At 46.1% G+C, this 19,150-nt stretch carries 1 protein-coding gene; it reads right to left on the bottom strand.

Features of this window, described 5'->3' with window-relative positions:
• Positions 1-23: 23 nt before the first annotated feature.
• Positions 24-19,103 carry a bacitracin non-ribosomal peptide synthetase BacC gene (bacC, locus tag M1D59_RS13095; protein WP_458117457.1) on the bottom strand — a complete coding sequence of 6,360 codons (19,080 nt, stop codon included), beginning with the start codon at positions 19,101-19,103 and terminating at the stop codon, positions 24-26.
• Between the last annotated feature and the right edge of the window lie 47 nt (positions 19,104-19,150).

Genomic DNA, 19,150 nt, shown 5'->3' on the forward strand with positions numbered 1-19,150 from the left:
CCCTGAAAAGGATGCCGTTTTGTTCATATTTTGACAGTCTTATTGATGATATCATGGATCAATCTTGCATTTCTTTCAAGAATGTCGGGATGGGACTTGGAGATCATTTGCATATGGGTTCCGGCTCCTTGAACGACTGTAAAGGTTTTGGACGCCGCTTTTTCCCACATCATCATATTTTCATCCCGCTGATTGTCGCTTGACTTGATATAGCTGATATGTCCGTCAATTGCGCCGGTTGTGACTGTGTTTTGTATATATACATAAGACTTCATCACCAAGTCCACTAAATAGTCGCTCAATAATTTCTCTGCATCGCGGTATTTCTCAAGTTCAAATGTTTTGGATATCTCTTCTCTGTATTCCTCCTCTGTGAACTGATGTTTCTCGGCTTTTGTCCGATATTTTGAATCGATGATGATCAAATCTTCGACTTCATATCCTTGCCGGTTCAATTCTTTCGCCACATCAAATGCCAGGATTCCGCCGGATGAATAGCCGATTAATGTGTACGGCCCTTCACCTTGAATGTTTTTAATGATATCCGCGTATTTTCGAACCCTGTTTGCGGATGGAATGAAGTTGAAGCTGTACACCGAATGCTGCTTTAGATACTTGGCCAAGCCCATGTAGGCAATGCCCATCGACGCGGCCGGCGGGAAGCAGAACAGGTTTTTGCCGCCTTCTTCCGCCCTGGTCAGCTGCATGCAATCATCTGTGTAGTCTTTCAGCAGGTCTTGTGCATGCTTCAGAAAATCAGACAGCTCTTTAATGGTCGGCTTGGAGAAAATGTCCTTAAACGGAACTCTGAAGCCAAGCTCTGCATATAGCCTAGAGACAAATGACATGATGTTTAAAGAATTCGCTCCGATATCGAATATGTTGGCGTTGATGCCAATCAGTTCGATATTCAGGATGTCTTCCCAAATGGCGGCCATTTTTTCTTCCAACTCATGTCTTGGAGGCTCATATTCCAGTAAAGCGCCCGCGCTTCGATCTGGCTCTGGAAGGGCCTTCAAGTCGACTTTTCCGTTTGGTGTCAGCGGCAGCTCATCAAGCTTCAGCAAATAGGACGGCACCATATATTCCGGAAGCTCCTTCACCAAAAACGCTTTGATGTCTTCCTGTGTGATGTCTCTTTCGGAAACGACGTATGCGCAAAGAACTTGATCGTTGCTTTGATCTGTTTTGGCGGCAACCGCCGCTTCTTTTATATCGCTGTGCCTTAACAATTGATGCTCGATTTCGCCAAGTTCGATGCGGTAGCCCCGAATCTTGACTTGGTGATCGATCCGGCCCAGATACTCAATATGTCCATCCGGCCTCATCCTTGCAAGATCTCCTGTTCGATACATTCTTTCACCCGGTAAAAACGGATTTGGCAGGAATTTTTCAGACGTCAGTTCCGGTTTGTTCAAATAGCCTTTTGCGACTCCGTCTCCGCTGATATACAGCTCTCCGGCAATTCCGACCGGCTGTACTTCCTGACGCTCATCCAGAATATAGAGCTGGACATTGGAGGCCGGCTTGCCGATCGGGACAGAAACTTGCCGGTCCCGTCCGGCATCATATTGATAGATCATGCAGCCGACAACCGTTTCGGTCGGACCGTATTCATTGTAGATTTCAATGTTGTGATGAAATCTCTCCGTGATTTCTTTGGCCAGTTCCGTTTTTAAATCTTCTCCGCCGACGATCAGGCGTTTGATGCTTGATCCGCTGGCACCCATGTCTTTGACAAGGCTTAAATGAGACGGGGTTAATTTGACAATCCCGGCTTTTTGGTCTCTGAACACTTTTCGAATCAGCGGTTCCCCGTCCCTGCTATGCTGATACACAATCACCCGGTTGCCTGAGATTAATGGCGTAAATATCGATGTCACCGTTAAATCAAAGGCAATGGATGAGTAGAGGGCAAAATCAAGCTGTTCGCCTTGGACATATACACGGGCAGCCCAGGTAATATAGTTAACCAGCCCTCTTTGCCTGATCATGACCCCTTTTGGTTTTCCTGTGGATCCTGACGTGTAGATGATATATGCAAGGCTGTCGGTGTTACCCGCCAGTTCCAGATTGTCAGCCGGATAACTGCTGAAATCTCCGGTTAATTCGACGGCTTCCTGATGAAGTGTGCCCAAGTCCTGCTTGTGATCCACAAGGATGATGGCCGCTCCGCTGTCTTCAAGCATATACTTGATCCTTTCTTCCGGATAATCGGGATCAATCGGCAAATAGGCTCCTCCGGCTTTCAAAATGCCCATGATTCCGACCACCATTTCCGGTGAGCGTTCTGCCATGATGGCGACAATCGTATCCTCTTTGACTCCTTTGTCCCTGAGGTATCTGGCAAGCTGATTTGATTTTTCATTGAGCTCACGGTACGTCAGTTTGTCATTTCCTGAGACAACCGCAGCAAGCTCAGGGGTTTTTTCGGCTTGTTCCTCAAACAGCCGGTGAATCGTCTGATTCGGATATTCCGCTTTCGTGTCATTCCATTCGTACAACAGCCTGTTTCTTTCAGCTTCCGAAAGGACTGTGATGTCGTTTAATGACTGATCTTCATTTTGGACGACCTGTTCCATCACTTGTTGAAGGTGTCCTTTGATACCGGCGATGATGTGGTCATGATAGATATTTCCGTCATAAGTCAATTTGATGACCAAACGTTCGCCCGGGACGGCCACAATATTAAATCCGTAATTTGTTTGTTCTTCGGCGTGAATTTCTTCAAAGATAAAACCAGCACCGCGTTTACCGCTTGTCTCAAATGCACTCTGATCAACCGCGTAATTTTCGAAAATCAGGATATGATCCAGCAGCTCTCTTTTTAATTCACTGAGCGACTGTACTTCCGACAGATTCATGTCATGATATGTCCTGCCTTCCAAAGCCTGTTCCTGAACGCTTTTGATGAGTTCCTTAAAGCTTTGGCTTTTTTCCAGTCTAATTCTCGTCGGTACAGTGTTGATGAATAATCCGACCATTTTTTCGATTCCGGCTACTTGTGCATCCCTGCCGGAAATGACTGTACCGAATACGACATCATCCGTTTGATTGTACCTTGCCAAAAGCATTCCCCAAATGCATTGTAAAACAGTATGGAGGGTGACATTGTTACGGCTGGCAAGCTCTGTGATCCGGCCGGTTAATTGTTGCGGGAATTCTATGACGGCCTCTTTTCTCTTATATTTCGCATGTCCGGAAGAACTCGCCAAAACCGAAATCGGCGATTTTTCGGTAAAGCCTGATAAATAGTTTCTCCAGTACGCTTTTGGAGCTTCTTTATCCTGTTGCTCTAGCCACCCGATATAATCGCTGTACGGTCTTGCCTCTTCAAGCCGGTGTTTTTGCCCGCCTTCTTTCATATGATACATTTGGAACAGCTCTCCCATAATGATTCCCCGGGACCAGCCGTCAAGCAGAATATGGTGGTTTGTCCATATGAACGTATAACTGTCATCCTCGGTTCTCATTAGCGCGGCTCTGATCAATGGTTCGCTGTTTAAGCAAAAACCTTTCTCCCGATCTGCTTTGCGATACGTTTGAATCACTTGCTCCCGTTCCGCCGGACTCTGCTTTCGCAAGTCATGATAGTCAAGATTGATCTTTCTGTCCTTGATGATCACATTTCTTGGTTCATCCGTTATTTCATACTCGATCGAGGCCCTTAGAATCTCGTGTCTTTCCATGATGTCATTGAACGTTTCTGCAAACAGACGCTCATCGATCAATCCTTTCATATCGATGGCCATTTGTTCAAAGTACGCCTGTGATTCCTTGTCTTCGAGTGCGTGGAACAGCATGCCCCTTTGCATGTTGGCAAGCGGATAGATTTTTTCGATTTCCATCCCTTTATATTTCAGTTTGATTTCCTCAAGCTGATCTAAGCTGATGCCTTTGTCTCCGTAATCGGACGGCGTTTTTTCCGTCTCTTCTCGTTCCGCGCAGTGGCGAATGACCGCTTTCAAGGCTTCTTTATATTTTTGAGCAAAAGTTCTGACGACGTCTTCACTGTATGCTCTTGTGTTATAGGTCGTTTGAATGGCCAGTTGTCCCCTGAAGACCACCGCATTGATTTCGAGTGGATGTTCTCTAGTGATGCCCTTTCCGGCTGCTTCTCCCGGCGACAGGTGTGATGAAGAAAATTCTCCGCTGTTGATGTCTTCATCAAGCTGTCCCAGGTAATTGAACAAGATTGGTGATGTTGCGCCTTTTGCGATCTCACTGTCCCGGGTGAGATACTTTAAAATTCCGTAGCCGATGCCTTTGTTCGGCACGTTTCGCAAGTGCTCTTTCACTATTTTAATCGTTCTGGACATGTCTGTTTCTTGTCCCAAATCGATGAATACCGGGTACTTCGAGGTAAACCAGCCGACCGTTCTGCTGATATCGATGCCATCTGCCACCTGTTCTCTTCCATGCCCCTCCAGCGTGATTCTTAATTTATTTTGCCCGGTCATATCTCTTGCCGCCACCAGAAGCGCAGCGATCAGAAGATCGTTGATTTCGGTACGGTAAGCTTGGTTTGTTTCTCTTAAAAGCCGCGCTGTCTCCTCTTTTTCGAGTTCCGTGCTGAATGTTTTGCTGTCCTCAACTTTGAAGACACCTGCATCTTCATTCATTTCCAGGAATTTGACGTCTTCACAAACGGCCTTCAGCCAATACTGTTTTTCACCAAGCAGTTTTTCAGTTTTTGAATATTCCGTGATGTGATGTGCATATTCCTGGTAGGAAGCTGTTTTTGGATAGAACTCGACTTTTTCCCCATTTGATAACTGACTGTACCCCAGCGCCAAATCTTCAAATAATATTCTCCAGGAGATACCGTCGACCACAAGGTGATGGATGATGATCAGCAGGTGATCCCCATTATTCGTTTTGAAGAGCGCCAGTTTAACCAGAGGGCCGGTTTTAATATCGATGCTTTGCTGAAGCTCCGTTGCCAATTGGTACACTTTCTGAGGCTGGTCGTTTTCGCTCGAGACATCATAGACAAATAGGTCAAACAGCTTTTTGCCCGGTCCCCGGTTGTACTGAATGATCTTTCCGCCTTCTTCTCTAAACACCGTCCGGAGTGCATCGTGATGTTGGATGATTTCTCTGAATACACGTTTGACGATGCTCTCGTCGAATCCGTTTTTCCTATAAAGTATAACCGCATGGTTGTAATGGTTCCTGTCCGTTTTGTTCAACGAGAAATACTCTTGTTGAATCGGAGTCAAGAGAACCTCGCCCTCTACCGTTTCATATGATGCTGATTTGTCGGTTTCGGCCTTGACATATCGGCTCAAAGACTTGATTTGCGGATTTGCAAACAGATCTTTCATTTCTAGCGACAGGCCTTCTCTTGATAATCTTGAGATCATTTGCAGCGCTTTGATGGAATCGCCGCCTGCTGCAAAAAAGTGATGAGTGATCCCGATCTTGTCAATGCCAAGCACATCTTCCCATATTTGAACAAGCTTTTCTTCCGTCTCGTTCCGCGGCGGTTCGTATTTCGTCTCTTTTCCCGGCTGCGGTTCAGGCAATGCGGTTGTATCGATCTTTCCGTTGGCTGAAAGCGGCATCTTCTCAATTTGGACAAATGAAGACGGAATCATATATTCTGGAAGCTCGCGCATCAGATACGTCCTGATGTCCTCGAACGGTAATTCGGCGTTTGCTGTGAAATAGGCGCACAGCTGTTTTGCACCTTTATGGTCTTCCCTTGCAGCAATAAAGGCTTCCTTGATATCATCATGAGCCAACAGCCTGTTTTTGATTTCTTCCGGTTCTATTCTGTAGCCCCTTACCTTTACTTGGCTGTCCATCCGTCCTGCAAGTTCGATATTTCCATCGCTCAGCCTTCTGGCAAGGTCCCCGGTCCTGTACATTTTTGTATGCGGTGCAAACGGATCTTCGACGAATTTTTCTTTCGTGATATCCGGTTTGTTTACATAGCCGCCTGTCACTCCGGCGCCTGCGATGCAGAGCTCTCCGTACACACCTTCCGGAAGCAGTTTCATATTTTCATCAAGCACATATGCATTCGTATTATGGATCGGAGTGCCGATAACCGGATATTCTTTGAAAGAATTGAGGTGTTCCGGGTCGATTACTTTAAAGACTGAGCCGATTGTCGTTTCCGTCGGGCCATAATGATTCATGACTACATGATCGGGATATTGGTTGTAAAATGTCTCAACATCCCTTGTATTGATCATCTCCCCGCCCAAGACGACCAGCCTGAGAGAAGCGCAAGGTTTTTCGGCGGAAAAGCCCGGATCATTGACAAAAATGTTAAACAGAGACGGCGTCAGTTTGATATAGGTGATGCCGTTTTCTTTGATATACTTTAAAGCCCGGTGCGCATTTGTATAGCATTCTTTTCGTGCGATATGCAGTTCGCTTCCGCTTAACAGCGCCGAAAAGATGCTCGTATAGCCCAAATCGAACGCATATGAAGACACAAGCATGGCTTTGTCGTTTTCTGTAAGACCCGCTTCCTTCATAAACCATGCTGTATAATTCACCACATTCCCGTGTCTGATAAATACGCCTTTCGGCTTTCCGGTGGAGCCTGATGTGTATATAATATATGCATTCTGATCGGCTGCACCCGATGTAGACAGGTTTGACGCGGCCTTCGCATCAATCAAACCGTCGGCAACATTGACGATTTCTCCAGCGAACGCGACGTTTTCTTTGACAGAGCCTTTGACAAGCAATATTGCAGCTCTGCTGTCACTTAAAATCTCATTCGTCCGTTTGGCCAATTGCTCCGACTCGATCGGCACGTAAGCCGCTCCGGCTTTCAGTACCGCCAGCATGGAAATGATCATCTCAAGCGATGGTTCAATCATGATCGCTACAGGCGCACCGGCGCTTGCTCCTTTGTCTCTCAAAAGCCTTGCCAATTGATTTGCTTTTTCGTTCAGTTCCCTGTACGTCAGCTTTTCATCCGCAAAGACCACCGCTGTTTGCTCCGGCGATTTGCCAGCCTGATGCTCAAACAGCTGATGAACCGTTTGATCTTTAGGGTAATCTGTTTGTTGTCCTTGATTCTGATCCCGAAGCACTCGCATTTCTTCATCTGACAGCATGTTCACGTCGCTCAACGGCATTTGCGGATCGTTTGCCGCTTCCTTTAAAATATTGATCAAATGGCCCGCCATTCTTTCAATCGTGGACCGCTTAAACAATTTTGTACTGTAGTTGAAAACACATTGAATGCCTTCATTTGTCTCAGCGGCTGTCAGAGTCAAATCAAATTTTGAGATGTTCACCTCGGTTTGGAGTGGCTGGAATATCAAGCCATCGATGTCCGCTTCATCGCCGTCGAAGTTTTGCAGAACAAGCATGGTATCAAACAGCGGGTGTCTGCTCATATCCCGTTTGACATCAAGTTTTTCAACCAGTTCATCAAATGGATAGTCTTGATTTTCATAAGCTTTCAGCGCCGTTTCTTTAACCTCTTTTAAATAATCGACAAATGGCATGTCTCCTTTTGGATGGTTCCTCATCGCCAGCGTGTTGATAAACACTCCGATGACATGTTTCAAATCGCTGTGATGCCTTCCCGCGATCGGTGAGCCGACAACGATATCCTCCTGGCCTGTATACTTCGCCAAGAGCGTTGTGTATCCCGCCAAAAGCAACATATACATCGTCGCGCCGTTCTCTTTCGCCAGTTTGTTCAGCATGGCGGACGTTTCGCCGTCTATTTCAAACTGAACGATATCTCCTTCAATCGAACGCTTTTGCGGACGTTTTTCATCCGCCGGCAAATTCAGCACCGGCACTTCACCTTGAAAAACGTTGAACCAGTAGTCTTCCTGGCGTTTAATCTCATCTTTTTGATAAAAAAGTTTTTGCCATTCTGAAAAGTCTTTGTACTGAATCGTTAACGGCTGCAATGTTTTCCCCTCATACAACTCGGCCAGTTCTCTTGTGAAAATGGCCATGGATACCCCGTCTGAAATGATATGGTGCATGTCGAACATCAGTACATGTTCATCACCACTCGCTTTTAATACTTCCACTCTTAAAAGCGGCGCTTTTTCCAAAGCAAACGGCTTGATGAACGCTTTGATTTTTTCTTCCAGCCGGTCCTGTCCGAGTCGTCCGTACTTCACTTTAAAATCGACTTCTTTTTCGATTTTTTGTACAGGTTCGCCGTCAACCATCACAAAGGCCGTCCTCAAGGCTTCATGTCTTTCTATCAATTGCCGAAAAGCATCCTCGAACCGGTCGACATCAAAATCTCCTGCAATTTTCATGGCGAAAGGCATGTTGTAAGAGAGGCCGCCTGGTTCGATTTGATTAAGGATATACAGCCTTCTTTGTGCGGATGACAATGCGTAATACTCTTTCTCTTCCGCTTGTGTGATGGACGCATAAGGGCTTTCTTTCATGGATTCGATAAAATCACCGATGTCTTTGATTGTTGGTGTTTCGAATATTTGTCTTAAAGGGACTTCAATCTTCATTTCTTTATGCAATTTTGCAGTCAATGCCGCAGCTTTTAAGGAATGGCCGCCAAGTTCAAAGAAATTGTGGCTGATTCCGATGTTTTCGATCCCTAAAACGTCCTCCCAGATTGAGACAAGCTTTTCCTCTGTGCGGTTCCTCGGTGCTTCGTACGTCGCTTCACTGATTGTGCCGCTAGGTTCAGGGAGCGCTTTTCTGTCGATTTTGCCGTTTGCCGTAAGCGGCAATTGATCGAGCTTGACAAAGTATGACGGCACCATGTAATCCGGCAGTTCCTTTAACAAGCATTTTCTGACGTCTGCAACGCCAGCCGTTTTGTCCGCGACGATATATGCGCATAGGTATTTTCCGCCGGCTTGATCTTCCCGCGCCATAACTGCCGTCGCGTCAATGCCTTCTATTTTCAGCAATTGGTTTTCGATTTCGCTCAGTTCGATTCTGAATCCGCGGATTTTGACTTGGTGGTCGATTCTTCCTAAATATTCGATTTGGCCATCAGGTAAAAATCTTGCGAGATCCCCCGTCCTGTACATGTTTTCTCCTGGAACAAACGGGTTGGGAACAAATTTTCCAAGCGTGAGGTCAGGTCTGTTTAAGTATCCGCGGGCAAGGCCTTCCCCGCTCAGACAAAGTTCACCGGGTGTGCCCAACGGCAGCAGCTGCTGGTTGTGATTTAAAATATAAGCCTTGTGATTGCTGATCGGCCGGCCGATGACGACTTTTTCGTCATCCTTTTGCAGCTCGCCCCGCGTTGAGCAAACGCTGTTTTCCGTCGGTCCGTATTCATTAAACAATTTGACGTTCGGCAGCTTTTCAAAATGCTGCCGGATCAGACTTTCATTGAAGCCTTCCCCTGCGACCGTGATAAATCTTAAATCCTCTAAAGGCTGCTCAATCGTGTCGAGCAGGCTTAGATAAAAGCTCGGAACGGCCAGCAAGTTTGTCGCTTTATGCGTTCGCAACGCACCGATGATCTCACGCGGATTCATCCGCAAATCTCTAATTAAAACCAGCTTCGCCCCAGATATAAGCGTCGTGAAAATATCTTCAACAGAACTGTCAAATGAAAAGGACGGCACTTGAAGTGTGGCATCGGCTGTACTGTAGCCATACGATTGTTTCCTCCAATAAAGCGTATTAACAATTGATTGATGGTTGACCATGACACCCTTCGGCTTTCCGGTCGAACCTGAGGTATAGATGACATAAGCCATGTCAGAAGAACCGCTCGTGTGCTCTAAGTTCTCTGTGGCTTTGTCTTTTGTCAGCCCTTTTTCGTTCATATCGATACAGGTGAGATCAACGTCAATCTGTTTGTCCGCCTTTTTCAGCAGGATGCTGATGCCGCTGTCTTCGATCATGTATCTGATCCGGTCTTCCGGATATTCGGGATCGATCGGCAAGTATGCGCCTCCGGCTTTCAGCACCGCCAGCATTCCGACAATCATCTCCACAGAACGCTCCGCCATAACGCCGACGATCATGTCAGGTTTTACGCCTTTTTCCCTTAACAGTCCCGCCAGCTGATTTGACCTTTCATTCAGTGCTTTGTACGAGAGCTTCTCCTTTTCAAATACGACCGCAGTATGCCCAGGCGTCCGTTCCGCCTGTTCTTCAAATAATTGATGGATCGTTTTATTCCTTGGATAATCTGCGTTTGTCCGGTTGAACTCATATAGAAGCGTCTTTCTTTCTTCCTCCGCCAGCATGTCAATCTCTGCGATTTTCCGGTTCTCATTTGCCGTCACTTGCTCAGCGACCCTTTTGATATGACCTTCGATATTGTTGATGATATCCCTGTCATAGACATTGCCGTCATATGTCAAAACAAGGGTGAGCTCTTCGCCAGGAGTCACCGACATGCTAAAGCTGTAATTGCTTTGTTCCGCAGCGCTGATCTCATTCACCTTAAAGCCTGTCTTCATTTGACTCTCTTCAAAGTCCTGTTCATCAGTTTCATAGTTCTCAAATACGAGAATATGATCGATCAGATCTTTCTTTAAGCTGCTCAAAGCCTGGACTTCAGCGAGATTCATATAGTTGTAGCGGTTGCTTTGAATCGCATCTTCCTGAACCTTTTGCAAACATTCGTTAAAACGCGCCTGCTCATTGAATCTGATTCTTGTCGGGATGGTGTTGATAAATAGACCGATCATGTCTTCGATTCCGTCTACGTTTGCTTCCCTGCCCGATACGACCGTTCCAAACACGACATCATCGATCTTATTATATTTCGTAAGCATCAAGCCCCAAATCGTTTGAATCACCGTATGAAGCGTAACGCTGTTTTTAGCAGCGAGCGCCTTCAATTGTTTTGTCAGCTGTTTTGACAAATGGATGACCTTCTCCCGGCGGTCATACAGGCTGCTTTTTTTGCGTTTTGTTAATGTAGGCAGCTGTGCCTGTTCCTCATACCCTTTTAAATATTCGCGCCAATATTGACGGCCCTCTTCCTGATCCTGTCTTTCAAGCCACTTAATATAATCGCTGTACGGCTTCGTCTCCTTTAATGGACTGGCTTTGCCGTTCATCCGGTTTTCGTAGATGACAAACAGCTCACGCATGATGATGCCAAGGCACCAGCCATCGAGTAAAATATGGTGATGGCTCCAGACAAGCCGGTACGAGCGCTCCGCCGTTTTCAGCAAGTAAACCCTCATTAACACATCTCTGCTTAAATCAAAGCCTTTTTTTCGATCTTCATTGATCAATCTCTCAATGAACATTTCCTGTTGCTGTGCGGAGCTTTTCGCGATATTGAAATAGGTGAAATCGATGCTGCGGTTTTCGATGATGATCTGCCTCGGTTCTTCAACAATTTCATATTCATAAGAGGCCCTTAAGATTTCATGCCGTTTCATGATGTCATTAAAGCTTGCCTCAAGAATCGCCGGATCGACATATCCTTCAATATCCATAATCGTCTGCTGAAAATATGCATCTGAGGTATGATCCTCGATGGCATGGAACAGCATACCTTTTTGCATGTTGGCAAGCGGATAGATTTTTTCAATGACGCCTCTGTATCTTCCTTTGATTTCTTCAAGTTCGTCTAAACTGATATTTGTATCTCCATAGTCGGACGGCGTTCTTTCGCTTTCCGTCTGTTGCGTGCAGTGCTTAATGATTTGTTCCAGGCGTTCTTTTAATTGATGATTCAGCCGGCTGATCGTATCTTTTTCGTATTCCATTTGATTAAAGGTTGTATGAATCACCAGCTCATGATGAATCACGATGGCGTTGATTTCGATAGAATGACTTCTCGCGATTTTTCCGCCGATGCTTTCCCCTTCGGAGAAGCTTGAGCCGGAAAATTCGCCGCGATTCATGTCGGCATCGATCTCGCCTAAATAGTTAAATGAAATCCGGGCCTTTTCTTCGTTGATAAAATCCGGGTCTTCGGCCATATACTTTAAGAGCCCGTAGCCGATTCCTTTATTCGGTATTTTTCTCAACGTTTCTTTGACCATTTTGATATGTTGGGAGAGGGCTTTTTCTTCTCCTGCATCAAGAAGCACCGGATACATCGTCGTAAACCAGCCGATTGTTCTCGTGATGTCAACGCCTTCTAAAATATCTTCCCTGCCGTGGCCTTCCATCATGACCTTCAGTTTGTTTTCCCCTGTGATGTCCTTTGCTCCGGTTAGTAATGCCGTTAACAAAATATCGTTGATTTCGGTGTTGTAGGCTCTGTTCGTGTTTCGCAAAAGGTCCGCTGTTGCCTCTTTGCCGAGCTTGATGCTCAACGTCGTGCTGTTTTCGTATACATCTTCCTTTAATATGTTCTTTGGCGGAATAAACCGGACACGTGCCTTGGCAACGTTCCGCCAATACTTGGCTTCCTTCAATAAGGTTCGGCTGCGGGCGTATGCTTTTAACCTGCGGGCGAATTCTTGATAGGAATCCGTTTTGTAGCCGATCTCGAGCGTTTGCCCCTTTAATGCCTGACTGTACAATGTTTCGAAGTCCTCAAACAGTATTCTCCACGATACACCGTCGACGACAAGGTGATGGATTACAATGAGCAGGTGGTCGCCCTCATCAGCCCGGAAGATGCCGAGATGAACAAGTTTTCCTTTTCTGATCGATGTTTGTTTTTGAATGCTTGTCGCCAGCTCATACACCTTTTCCGCTTGACGATCAAGCCCTCTTACATCATAAACATCCAGGTCGAACAGGTCTTCCTGAAAGCTTCTGTTGTACTGAATGAAGTCCCCGCCTTTTTCCTCATAGATCATCCTTAACGCGTCGTGCTGCTCCATTATTTTATTGAAAGTCTTTTTAACACAGCTTTCGTCAAATCCGCCCTTTCTGAAGAGCACAAATGACTGGTTAAAGTGATCCAGCTCTTCTTTGTTATTAGTAAAATACCATTTTTGGATCGGAGTGAGTTCTGCATGTCCCGTGACGATTGTATTGGCATTTTGCCTCTGTGATTGTTTTTTAACATACTTGGAAAGATCCTTGATTCTCGGATTGGCGAACAGATCCTTCATTTCAAGCTTCAGGCCAAGCCTGGACAGCCTTGAGACAATTTGCAACGCCTTGATCGAATCTCCTCCTGCTGCAAAGAAGTGATGGCTGATACCGATGTCTCCGGCACCGAGAACATCCCTCCAGATGTCAACGAGCTTAGCTTCTGTGTCATCCCGCGGTGCTTCGTATTCCGCTCCTGTTGCGACATGTCTGTCAGGTGCAGGGAGGGCTTTTCGATCGACTTTATCGTTTGCGGTGAGCGGCAGCTTATCCAGTCTGACAAAATAAGCCGGAATCATATAGTGAGGGAGCTCTTTTTCGAGCCATTCACTGAGCTCGGTTGATGTCCAGTCTTCTTTGGAGACGATATAAGCGCACAAATAATCGCTGTTGTCATCGTCCTTCCTGGCTATAACCGCCGCTTCGTCGATTTTGTCAAGCTTGAGCAATTGATTCTCGATTTCTCCCAGTTCAATCCGGTATCCGCGTATTTTCACCTGATGGTCTATTCTTCCTAAAAACTCGAGATGTCCACCGGGCAGCCATCTGGCCAGATCACCCGTCCGGTACAATCTTTCCCCTGATACAAACGGATGTGAAATAAACTTTTCGGCTGTCAGTTCCGGCCGGTTTAAATACCCGCGTGCAAGACTGATTCCGCCGACGCAAAGCTCTCCAACAACGCCTGTCGGCACAGGCTTCTGGTTTTGATCCAATACATATACGTTTGTATTGTCAATCGGACTGCCGATATGAGGACGACCGGATCCTCCGTAAACCCCCGCCGTTGCACAGACCGTCGTTTCCGTCGGTCCGTAGGCATTGATAAACAGCCGATTTCCGAACCACCTTTTTGCGAGTTCTTCAGTGCAGGCAGAGCCCGCGGAAACGATCACTTTGAGGTTTTCCAATCTGAATTCATCCAACACATTCAGAACGGTCGGCGGCAAAGTCGCATGAGTGATGTCATACTGTCTTAGAAAGCTTGTTAACGGCTGCCCCGGCATCATTTCCTCCTGCCGTCCCAACACTAAAGCCGCCCCGGCTGCCAGCGCCGGAAAGATTTCAAATGCTGACGCATCAAATGATAGTGAAGCAAATTGAATCACTCTGCTGTCCGTGTTTAAATGCATCAATTTGACAACTGCTGAAACAAGATTGCTCAGCCCTTTTTGTTCGATTAAGACGCCCTTCGGTTTTCCTGTGGACCCTGAAGTATAGATGATGTAAGCCAAATCCCCACTATGGCTGACAGTCTCCAATTGAGCCGCATCCAGTGCGGCAATTTGTTTGTCGTGAATATCAATGTTGATCATGCCAGCCTCTTTGATAAAGGACCGTTTTTTGATGAGCGCCTCTTCCGACAGAAGAAACTTTGTTTGGCTGTCGCCTAGGATGTATTTGATCCTGTCTTCAGGATATGCCGGATCAAGCGGCAGGTACGCGCCTCCGGCCTTCAAAATTCCCAGAAGGCCGATGATCATCTCGGGAGAGCGGTCCACCATGATGCCGACGGCTGTGTCCGGTTTAACCCCTTTGTCTCTTAAAAACCGGGCCAGCTGATTTGACCTCTCATGCAATTGTCGATATGTCAGCTTTTGATCTTCAAACACGACCGCGGTTTGGTCAGGCGATGTCTCCGCCCGCTCCGCAAACAGCCGGCAAATGGTTTTGTCTGTTGGAGCATCAGTTTTCGTATCATTAAACCGGTATAACAATGTGTTTTTTTCGTCTTCTGACATGGCCTCTATTTGATCAAGCCGCTTGTCCGGCCGATTGGAAATATCCTCTAAAGCACGGACGAAATGCGCCGCCATCCTTTCGACCGTTTCTCTTTTAAACAGCTTTGTACAGTATTCCAAATCAAATTCGATCTTCGAGTCTTTTTCGATTGCCGATAAAGTGAGGTCAAATTTTGAAATATGGATGTCGCTTTCAAACGGTTCAAATGTGAGCCCTTCTATTTCAGCATCCGCTTTTTCCAAGTTTTGCAGGACAAACATCGTATCAAACAGCGGATTTCTGCTCATGTCGCGTTCAAGGTCAAGCTGTTCGACAAGATCGTCAAATTGATAATCTTGGTTTTCATACGCCTTCAGCGCCGTCTCTTTTACATCTTGCAAAAATTCAGCGAATGTCTTGTCGCCCTTCGGATGATTTCTCATCGCCAGCGTATTGACAAACATTCCGATTACATGTTTCAGCTCGTGATGTTTTCTTCCTTGAATCGGCGTTCCGATAATCAAATCTTCCTGTCCGCTATATGTTCTAAGCAAAACCGTATACGCCGCCAGAAGAAGCATATACATGGTCGCTCCGTTGTTTTTGGCGATCCGCTTGAGCTTCTTCGTCAATTCGCCGTCGATTGCAAAACCGATTCTATCGCCTTCAACACTGTGCATTTGCGGCCTCGGGTAATCCGTCGGCATGTTGAGGACTGGAATCTCGCCTTTGAAAATATTGAGCCAGTACTCTTTTTGCCTTTTCATCTCATCTTTTTGATAAAAAGCCCTTTGCCATTCTGAATAGTCTTTATATTGGAGGCTGAGCGGCTCCAGTTCTTTTCCGCCGTACAAATCGCAAATTTCTTTTGTCAAAACCCCCATCGATGCGCCGTCTGAAATGATATGGTGCATATCAAACAGAATGATATGTTCCTCGTCGTCAACCTTGACCACCTCTGTTCTAAAAAGCGGGGCCTTTTTCAAATCAAACGGTCTGACAAATTGTTTGATGATCTCTTGAATGGATAGAGACTCTATTTCGCTGGATTTGATACTGAAATCTACTTCTTTTTCAATCTTTTGAACTGGCTCTCCATCCGCCATCAAGAAGGACGTTCTAAGCGCTTCATGTCTTTGAATGACAATTTGCAATGCGTTCTCAAACCGGCGTATATCGAAGGAACCCTTGACTTTCATGGTAAAAGGGATGTTGTAGGACAATCCGCTCCCTTCGATTTGACCTAGAATGTACAGTCTTTTTTGCGCGGATGAAAGACGATAGTATTCTTTTTCTTCCACTTTTTTAATAGATGAATCAACACTATCTTTTGTCGATCTGATATATTCTCCCAATCCTTTGATTGTCGGTGTTTTAAAGATTTGCCCAAGAGGGATTTCCGCTTTGAGCTCCTTTCGGATTCTTGCCGCCATCGCGGCCGCTTTGAGAGAATGTCCCCCCAGCTCGAAGAAATGATCGTTGATACCGGTCTTTTCCACCTTTAAAATATCACGCCAAATTGCTGCCAGCTTTTCTTCCGTTTCATTTCGCGGCGCCTCATACTCACTTTCCGCTCCCATCGTTCTGTCCGGCTCAGGCAGGGCTTTTCTGTCCACTTTCCCGTTTTTGGTGAGCGGCAGCTTGTCCATGTTCACGAAATAGGCGGGAATCATATAATCCGGAAGCTTTTCACCTAAAAACCCTTTCAGCTCATCAAGGGAAATCTCACGCTTTGCCGTGATATAGGCGCAAATGTACGGGCGGTTCTCTCCGTCTTCTCTGACGGTAACGATCGTCTCGTTGATGTCTTCATGCATCTCCAGCCGGCTTTCGATTTCGCCGAGTTCGATCCTGAAGCCGCGGATTTTCACCTGATGGTCGATTCGGCCGATGAATTCGATGTTGCCATCAGGCAGCCATTTCGCTAAATCGCCCGTCTTGTACAGCCTTTCTCCCGGCATAAACGGATGCGGGATGAATTTTTCCGCCGTCAGTTCCTCGCGGTTTAAATATCCTTTGCTTAAACCATCGCCTGCGATGCACAGCTCTCCGGGAACCCCGATCGGCACGAGCTTGTCGGCTTCATCCATGATCAAGACCGACGTATTCGCCAGCGGGCTGCCGATCGGGATTGTATCGGCTTTTTCATCTATTTCATTGATGAAATAATATGTCGCATATACCGTGCTTTCCGTCGGGCCGTAAACATGAATCAATTTATCCCGGCCGGCATGATCCAACACTTTTCTCACATGCGGTATCGACGCTCTTTCCCCGCCGAAAAGGATTTTCCGCAGCTTGGCAAGGCAGCCGATATTGATGTCGGCGAGCGTATTGAACAGCGCTGTCGTAATGAACATCACGCTGACTCGTTCTTTCTCAATCACTTCGGCCAGCTCATGTGTATTCAAGACTGTCTCTTTTTCGATCAGGACGAGTGAGGCTCCGTTTAAGAGAGCGCCGAAGATGTCGAACACCGATCCGTCAAACGAATAGTTGGACAGCTGGAGAATGGCGTCATCTTCAGTGATGTCGATATAATTGGTGTTTTTAACGACTCTTGCCGCACTGTAATGCGGGGTGACGACGCCTTTTGGCATTCCCGTAGATCCTGATGTGTAGATGATATAGGCGGTATCGCCGGAATCATTGACAGAACTGAGCGGTTCTTTACTGAATCCGTCTGAAGCCCCTTTGTCCAGATGAACGATGTCAGCCTCACAATCGATTCCGTCTGCCGCTTTTCCTTGTGTAAGCAGTACCGCGGCTTTTGTGTCTTCGAGCATGAAGGCCATTCTGTCTTTAGGCGTTTCAGGGTCGATTGGCAGGTATGCGCCGCCCGCTTTTAAAATCCCGATGATGCCGATGATCATTTCAAAGGAGCGGTCCGCGATGATCGCCGCAACCGAGCCTCTGCCGATACCCTTTTCCCTGAGGAGTCTCGCGGTTTGGTTTGCTTTCTTATTCAGCTCTCTATAGGTCATGCGCTGAGCACCGAACACAAGAGCCGTCTGGTCAGGCGTCTTCATGGCCTGTTCCTCAAAGAGCTCATGAAGCGGCTTGTCTTTCGGATAATCCGTTTTTGTATCGTTGAATGTGTCTAAAATCCTCTGTTGTTCTTCTTTTGACACAAGGTTGATGTCTTGTAATGTTTGTGCCTCATCTTCCGCCACTTGTTCTGCGACGGTGATGATATGCTTTTCTAATGTTTCGATGATGGTGTCGTCATATACATTTTCATCATAGATGAAGAGCAGCTTTAATTGATCGTCAAGAGCCGCGGAAATGCTGAAATGATAATTGGTCTGTTCTTCCCCGCTGACATTCACCATTTCAAAACCTACATCATTTTTTTCTTCAAACGCTTTTTGGTCAACGGCATAGTTTTCAAAGACCATGACATGGTCGATCAAATCATTTTTCAACTCGCTTAGCGCTTGAACCTCCGCTAAATTCATGTAATTGTAGCGGCTGCTTTCTAAAGCGTCGGCTTGGGTTTGGCGCAGAACATCTTTAAAAAGCTTGTCTTTGCCCAGCCTGATTCTGGTCGGGATGGTGTTGATGAAGACGCCGACCATTGTTTCTATACCTTCCACTTCGGCATCTCTGCCGGAAACAACGGTTCCGAACACCACATCCTCGCTGTTGTTGTATTTCGCCAAAATCACGCCCCAAATGCTTTGCAGCACGGTATTGATCGTTACATGATTCTGGTTGGCCAATTTGATCAGGCGATTTGTCAATTCTTTGGAACATACAATTGTTTTTTCTCTTCTTTTAAAACCCGTCTCAGAAGGTGTGCGGAGCTTTGGAAGTGAATTTTTTTGATCATAGCCGCTCAAATAGCTCTCCCAATAGCTCTGAGCTTCTTTTTTATCCTGATCCTCCAGCCATTTGATATAATCGCTGTACGGCCTCGGGTCTTCCAATTGATGATGTTGGCCTTTCCGCTTCATTTCATATATCGTCAACAGCTCATCCAGGATGATGCCAAGGCACCATCCGTCAAGCAAAATGTGATGATACGTCCAGACAAATTGATACGAATCGTCAGACGTTCTGATGAGACAAGCTCTCATCAACGTATCTTTGGCTAAGTCAAAACCCTTTTGTCTATCTTCTGCCAAATATCTCTCCAAAACGCCGTCTTGATCATGCCGGCCTCGTATATCAAGATAGTCAAACTTCATGTGCCGATCTTTGATAATGACGTGCAGCGGCTCATCCAATCTGTGATGAAATGATGCTCTTAGGATCTCATGCCTTTTCATGACTTCATTTAGGCTTTCTTCAAACATCCGCTCATCCACATCACCTTTTAATTCAATGATGAACTGCTCAAAATATGCGTGTGACGCTTCGTCTTTCATGGCATGAAACAGCATTCCTTTTTGCATGTTTGATAACGGATATATTTTCTCAACTTTTGTTTTCATATCGTCATCTCATCTCCTAGAATTCCTTTTGTTTTCAGATCCACATG

It is taken from the genome of Bacillus sp. PK6-026 (assembly GCF_054161455.1).

Bases quoted from the DNA above. Each gene is read 5' to 3' on its own strand.
- bacC (WP_458117457.1), bottom strand. From the start codon at position 19,103: ATGAAAACAAAAGTTGAGAAAATATATCCGTTATCAAACATGCAAAAA.